This window comes from Acetobacter oryzifermentans (assembly GCF_001628715.1).
Classification (GTDB): Bacteria; Pseudomonadota; Alphaproteobacteria; order Acetobacterales; family Acetobacteraceae; genus Acetobacter; species Acetobacter oryzifermentans.
In genome coordinates this window covers 2241317-2247500 of sequence record NZ_CP011120.1, presented here as the reverse complement: position 1 = coordinate 2247500, position 6184 = coordinate 2241317, and the positions used below count along the sequence as shown (strand labels likewise).

At 57.7% G+C, this 6184-nt stretch carries 4 protein-coding genes, 1 tRNA gene, 2 rRNA genes and 1 pseudogene (1 of these 8 only partly in view); all 8 read left to right on the top strand.

The window, feature by feature from the left end; all coding sequences use genetic code 11:
* A 23S ribosomal RNA gene (locus tag WG31_RS10605) occupies positions 1-1539 on the top strand (it extends 1204 nt beyond the left edge of the window).
* Between the two features lie 106 nt (positions 1540-1645).
* Positions 1646-1761, top strand: a 5S ribosomal RNA gene (gene rrf / locus WG31_RS10600).
* A 57-nt stretch (positions 1762-1818) separates the two neighbouring features.
* Positions 1819-1895 (top strand) — tRNA-Met (locus WG31_RS10595).
* A 132-nt stretch (positions 1896-2027) separates the two neighbouring features.
* Positions 2028-2150 (top strand): hypothetical protein, encoded by a 123-nt coding sequence (locus WG31_RS16195; RefSeq protein WP_280790748.1) that lies wholly within the window; start codon positions 2028-2030, stop codon positions 2148-2150.
* Positions 2147-3982 (top strand): SF1B family DNA helicase RecD2, encoded by a 1836-nt coding sequence (gene recD2 / locus WG31_RS10590; RefSeq protein WP_245191504.1) that lies wholly within the window; start codon positions 2147-2149, stop codon positions 3980-3982. The genes WG31_RS16195 and recD2 overlap by 4 nt, the downstream gene beginning before the upstream one ends.
* Before the next feature lie 44 nt (positions 3983-4026).
* Positions 4027-5165, top strand: a protein-coding gene (locus WG31_RS10580) for an IS3 family transposase (RefSeq protein ID WP_145912893.1) whose coding sequence is annotated in 2 segments (ribosomal slippage) — positions 4027-4282 and positions 4282-5165 — 1140 coding nt in all. Because the reading frame shifts where the segments join, the coding sequence is not laid out codon by codon here.
* Positions 5166-5204: 39 nt separating this feature from the next.
* Positions 5205-5390: pseudogene (locus WG31_RS15070) on the top strand (ATP-binding domain-containing protein); the annotation flags it as partial.
* A 7-nt stretch (positions 5391-5397) separates the two neighbouring features.
* A protein-coding gene (locus WG31_RS15065; protein ID WP_408736576.1) for an IS5 family transposase occupies positions 5398-6176 on the top strand; the annotation gives its coding sequence in 2 pieces (ribosomal slippage) (positions 5398-5773 and positions 5773-6176; 780 coding nt in all).
* Positions 6177-6184 lie beyond the last annotated feature (8 nt).

Genomic DNA, 6184 nt, shown 5'->3' with positions numbered 1-6184 from the left:
CGGGGTGACCCTCTCTGGAGATATCGGAAGTGCGAATGCTGACATGAGTAGCGACAAACAGTGCGAGAAACACTGTCGCCGAAAGTCCAAGGGTTCCTGCGCAAGGTTAATCCACGCAGGGTTAGTCGGCCCCTAAGGCGAGGGCGAGAGCCGTAGTCGATGGGAAACAGGTGAATATTCCTGTACCTGCCAGAAGTGACGAATGCGATATGTTGTCAGGTCTTAACGGATTGACCTGGCTTTTGGAGCATTCCAGGAAATAGCTCTGGCGTATAGACCGTACCCGAAACCGACACAGGTGGACTGGTAGAGAATACCAAGGCGCTTGAGAGAACGATGCTGAAGGAACTAGGCAAATTGCTCGTGTAACTTCGGGATAAGCGAGACCCGTTGGTGGGCAACCATTGGCGGGTGGCACAGACCAGGGGGTAGCGACTGTTTATTAAAAACACAGGACTCTGCGAAGTCGAAAGACGACGTATAGGGTCTGACGCCTGCCCGGTGCCGGAAGGTTAAGAGGAGGTGTGAGAGCGCTGAATTGAAGCCCCGGTAAACGGCGGCCGTAACTATAACGGTCCTAAGGTAGCGAAATTCCTTGTCGGGTAAGTTCCGACCTGCACGAATGGCGTAACGACTTCCCCGCTGTCTCCAGCATCGGCTCAGCGAAATTGAATTCCCCGTGAAGATGCGGGGTATCCGCGGTCAGACGGAAAGACCCTATGAACCTTTACTGCAGCTTTACAGTGGCATCAGAGACATTCTGTGTAGGATAGGTGGGAGGCTTTGAAGCAGGGGCGCCAGTTCCTGTGGAGCCATCCTTGAAATACCACCCTGAATTTTTCTGATGTCTAACCGTGGTCAGTTAGCCTGATCCGGGACCCTGTATGGTGGGCAGTTTGACTGGGGCGGTCGCCTCCCAAAGTGTAACGGAGGCGCGCGATGGTGGGCTCAGGCCGGTCGGAAACCGGCTGTTGAGTGCAATGGCATAAGCCCGCCTGACTGCGAGAGTGACAGCTCGAGCAGAGACGAAAGTCGGCCATAGTGATCCGGTGGTCCCGCGTGGAAGGGCCATCGCTCAACGGATAAAAGGTACTCTAGGGATAACAGGCTGATCTCCCCCAAGAGTCCACATCGACGGGGAGGTTTGGCACCTCGATGTCGGCTCATCACATCCTGGGGCTGGAGCAGGTCCCAAGGGTTCGGCTGTTCGCCGATTAAAGTGGTACGTGAGCTGGGTTTAGAACGTCGTGAGACAGTTCGGTCCCTATCTGCCGTGGATGTTGGAGACTTGAGAGGATTTGTCCCTAGTACGAGAGGACCGGGATGAACATACCTCTGGTGCACCGGTTGTCGCGCCAGCGGCACCGCCGGGTAGCTAAGTATGGAAGGGATAACCGCTGAAAGCATCTAAGCGGGAAACCCACCTCAAAACTAGGTCTCCCTGAGGGTCGTGGTAGACCACCACGTTAATAGGCCAGGTGTGAAAGCGTGGTAACACGTACAGCTAACTGGTCCTAATCACCCAATAGGCTCACTCTCTTACTGTCCCCTTAAAAGGACAGCCCGTGCACAGAAATCATCCATATATACGCCTACTTCTTCTACCAACCGTCTTCCACACACCCTTACAGGGTGGACTGGATGACCTGGTGGCCATGGCGGGGAGAGATCCACCCGATCCCATCCCGAACTCGGCCGTGAAAACCCCCAGCGCCTATGATACTGTGGCTTAAGCCACGGGAAAGTCGGTCGCCGCCAGGTCTTCCAATCCACCCTTCCAAAACTTACTACCCCTACAAATTTCAACACAATCACAACCGCGGGGTGGAGCAGCCCGGTAGCTCGTCAGGCTCATAACCTGAAGGTCATAGGTTCAAATCCTATCCCCGCAACCAAGCATAAGCGTCTGAAAAGACAAGAGAAAAGCCACCCAATCGGGTGGCTTTTTTTGTGCCCGAAACACCCCACAGGATGCACATAGGATGCAAATGGGAGTGAAAGCACAGCGTAGTTTGGGCTGATCGCAGGTGTTTCACGATCGCGTGTTGGGTGTGATGGAACCCGGCTACGGTCAGTGGTGCGATCCCATGTTACGGTGGATCATGGTGTCTGATCCTCTCGATTCCGTGCTGGCAGGAGAGTCCCGTTGAGCGGCGCGGCTGCGTCGTCTGAGGCGCTGGCCGGCGTTGTGGAGCGGGTGACGTTCCACAACGCCGAAAATGGTTTTTGCGTCCTGCGCGTGAAGGTGCGGGGGCAGCGTGACCTGGTCACCGTTGTCGGCCATGCCGCCATGATTTCGGCGGGCGAGTTCGTGCAGATGTCGGGGCGCTGGTTCAACGACCATACCCACGGCCTCCAGTTCAAGGCCGAGTTCCTCAAGGCCAGCCCGCCGACCACGGTCGAGGGCATCGAACGTTATCTTGGCTCTGGCATGATCCGGGGCATTGGGCCGGTTTATGCGAAGAAACTGGTGAAAGCGTTCGGCGAGGCCGTGTTCGATCTGATCGAGCAGGAACCGCATCGCCTGCGAGAGGTGACGGGTATTGGCCCGAAGCGCGCCGAACGGATTGTCGGTGGCTGGGCGGATCAGAAGGTGATCCGCGAGATCATGCTGTTCCTGCACAGCAACGGCGTTGGCACCTCGCGGGCAGTGCGGATCTTCAAGACCTACGGGCAGGACGCGGTCAGACTGATCAGCGAGAACCCCTATCGGCTGGCGAAGGACATTCGGGGAATCGGATTCAAAACCGCCGACCAGATCGCCCGGAAGATGGGGATCGCGCCCGATGCCATGATCCGGGTGCGGGCAGGGATCTCCTACGCCCTTGGCGAGGCGATGGATGAAGGGCATTGCGGCCTGCCGGTCGGGGAACTGCTGACCAGCACGGCCGAACTGCTGGAGGTTGCCAGCCCTCTGATTGAGACAGCCCTCACGCTGGAACTGGAAGCAGGCGACGTGGTCGCCGATACTGTGGGTGAGACGGACTGCATCTTCCTTGCCGGTCTGTATCGCGCGGAGCAGAGCATCGCCGAGCGGTTGCATGCCTGCGCCGTGGGGCGGGCGCCTTGGCCGGAGATTGACGCGGAAAAGGCCATGACCTGGGTGGAACGGAAGACCGGGCTTGCGCTCGCGCCCAGCCAGCAGGAGGCGGTGCGCCTCGCCTTGCGCAGCAAGGTGCTGGTGATCACGGGTGGTCCCGGCGTGGGCAAGACCACGCTGGTCAACGCCATCCTGAAAATTGTGACGGCCAAGGGTACGGATGTGCAGCTTTGTGCGCCGACCGGTCGCGCTGCGAAACGCCTGTCGGAAAGCACCGGACTGGAAGGAAAGACCATTCACCGCCTGCTGGAGACGGATCCGGCGACTGGCAGCTTCAAGCGGGATGACACTAACCCGCTGACCTGCGATCTGCTGGTCGTGGACGAGGCCAGCATGGTCGACGTGCTTCTGATGCGCTCCCTGCTGCGCGCGTTGCCTGACAGCGCAGCGCTGCTGATTGTCGGCGATGTGGACCAGTTGCCGTCGGTCGGGCCGGGGCAGGTGCTGGCCGATATCATCGGCTCGGGTGCCGTACCGGTGGTACGGCTGACCGAGGTGTTCCGTCAGGCAGCGCAGAGCCGGATCATTACCAACGCGCACCGGATCAATGAGGGCAGGATGCCCGAACTGAGCGCGGAAGAGGGATCGGATTTCTACTTCGTGGAGGCCGCCGACCCAGAGATCGGACTGCGCAAGCTGTTGGCTGTGGTGAGGGACCGCATTCCGGCGCGGTTCGGGCTGGACCCGGTTCAGGACGTGCAGGTGCTCTGCCCGATGAACCGGGGTGGCCTTGGGGCGCGGTCGCTGAATGTCGAATTGCAACAGGCGCTGAACCCACCGGGCGAGGTGAAGGTCGAGCGGTTTGGCTGGACCTACGGGCCAGGCGACAAGGTGATGCAGATCGCCAACGATTATGACCGGGATGGACGTGTCACGGTTTAGTTCCGGACCTTTAAGACCGAAGATGGTCATGAAGGAGATTTGGAATGGGACGAGTTTATAAGGCTGAGTTCAGGCACGAGGCGGTGCGTTTAGCTCTGAGCAGCGGTCTGTCACGTGAGCGTATTGCCCAAGATCTGGGTATCGGCTCTTCGACGTTGAAGAAATGGATCCGCGATGCGCAGAAGCTTGATACTGTCGTCGCGGACACAACAGATCATACGGCGTTATTGCGTGAGAATGAGAGATTACGCCGTGAGAACCTTCTGCTGCGGGAGGAGAGGGAGCTGTTAAAAAAGGCGACACAGTTCTTCGCGAGCCAAAGGTCGTGAGGTTTGCCTTTATTGCTCGCTATCATGGGCCCCTTTCACGCGAACGGGTTTGCCGTCTGTTTGGTGTCAGCGACCGGGGTTTCAGGGCCTGGCGACGACGCCCGGTCTGTGCCCGCAAAAGACAGGATGACATCCTGATGGTCCATATCCGCGCCATTCACGCTCAGAGCAGGCAAAGTTACGGACGTCCCCGTATGACAGAAGAACTCAGGGCTGCTGGTCTGTCTGTCGGGCATCGTCGCGTTGGACGTTTGATGCGCGCGTATGACATTCGTGTTGTCAGGACACGACGCTTCAAGGTCACCACGAACAGTTCGCACAAGCACAGTATTGAACCCAACCTTCTGGGCCAGGATTTTTCAGCACCAGCGCTTAACCGGAAATGGACAGCAGACATCACATATATCTGGACACGTGAAGGCTGGGTTTACCTGGCTGTGGTGCTTGACCTCTTCTCACGCAGAGTCATCGGCTGGAACCTAGGGAGCCGTATGACCGCAGACCTTGCTACGACCGCGTTACAGCGCGCTATTGCCTTGCGTCAGCCACCACCAGGCTGCGTCCATCATGCGGATCGTGGCAGTCAGTATTGTTCAGAGGATTACCGCAAACTCCTTTCTACCCATGGTTTTATCGTGTCCATGAGCAGAAAGGGAAACTGCTGGGACAATGCAGTGACGGAAAGCTTCTTCAAGACCGTGAAAGCTGAACTTCTGTGGCGGCACGCATGGATGACGCGTCAGGAGGTCGAGCAGGCTATCACATCCTACATCAATGATTTCTATAATCCTCAGAGGCTGCATTCCGCACTTCAATGGAAAAGCCCTCTGGATTATGAGCGCAACGCCGCTTAACAGATAACCAAAGGTCCGGAACTAAACCGTGACACGTCCATCCCGCTGGTGACGCAACATTACGCCATGCTCGCGCGGAACCTGCTCTACACGGGGGTGACACGTGGCCGGAAACTCGTCGTGCTGGTGGGCCAGAAGAAGGCGCTGGCCATCGCCGTGCGTAATCAGGGCGGAAGGCGGCGATGGTCGAAGCTGAAAGAGTGGCTGGCGCAGGGAGCGATATGATGCAGCGATGCTTTCATGTCGGCTTCCGCCTTCATGTCGGTCATTCAGGCGGTTGGTAGGGTTTCCCGAAAGCCGACATGAATCATCCGCCGCCCTACTGGGAAAGTCGGAGAACCAAGGCAAACCTCGCGTCGATGACCGCCGTGTGCTGAGCGGTATTATTTCTGGGAACCGCAATGGTATGCGCGGGCGTGATGCGCCCCGGGAATACGGTCCGCACAAGACACTCAAGAACCGCTGGAAGCGTGGGGCCGATATCGGTATTTTCATACGGATGATGGATGGCCTGTCTGCTGCTAAAACCGAGCCTCAGACGATTATGATTGAAGCGACGTATCTCAAGGTGCACCGCGCGGTTTCGAGCCTACGGCTAAAAAAGGGGATTCAGGCTGTCTGATCGGTCGCACCAAAAGCGGTATAAATACCAAGCTGTATGCGGTCGCCGATCAGAACGGACGACCGTTGAGCTTCTTCATGACAGTCGGACAAGTCAGTGATTACACCGGAGCCCTGCTCTGCTGGACAGCTAGCCTATGGCCAATGGATGCTGACTGGTTCAGGGGTGTTCTTCTGGAGGGAAGAAGGGGCAGACCTTGCATCTCGGGACGGATATCCCGCGGAAAACCAGTCAAATATGACAAGCGAAAATATAAACGCTGCAACCGTATCGAGATCATGTTCGGAAGGCTCAAGGACTGGCAGTGGGTCGCAACACGCTACGGCAGATGCCCGACCGTCTTCTTCCCCGCCATCTGCCTCGCCAAAACCGTCATGTTCTGGCTATGAGTCCTGAG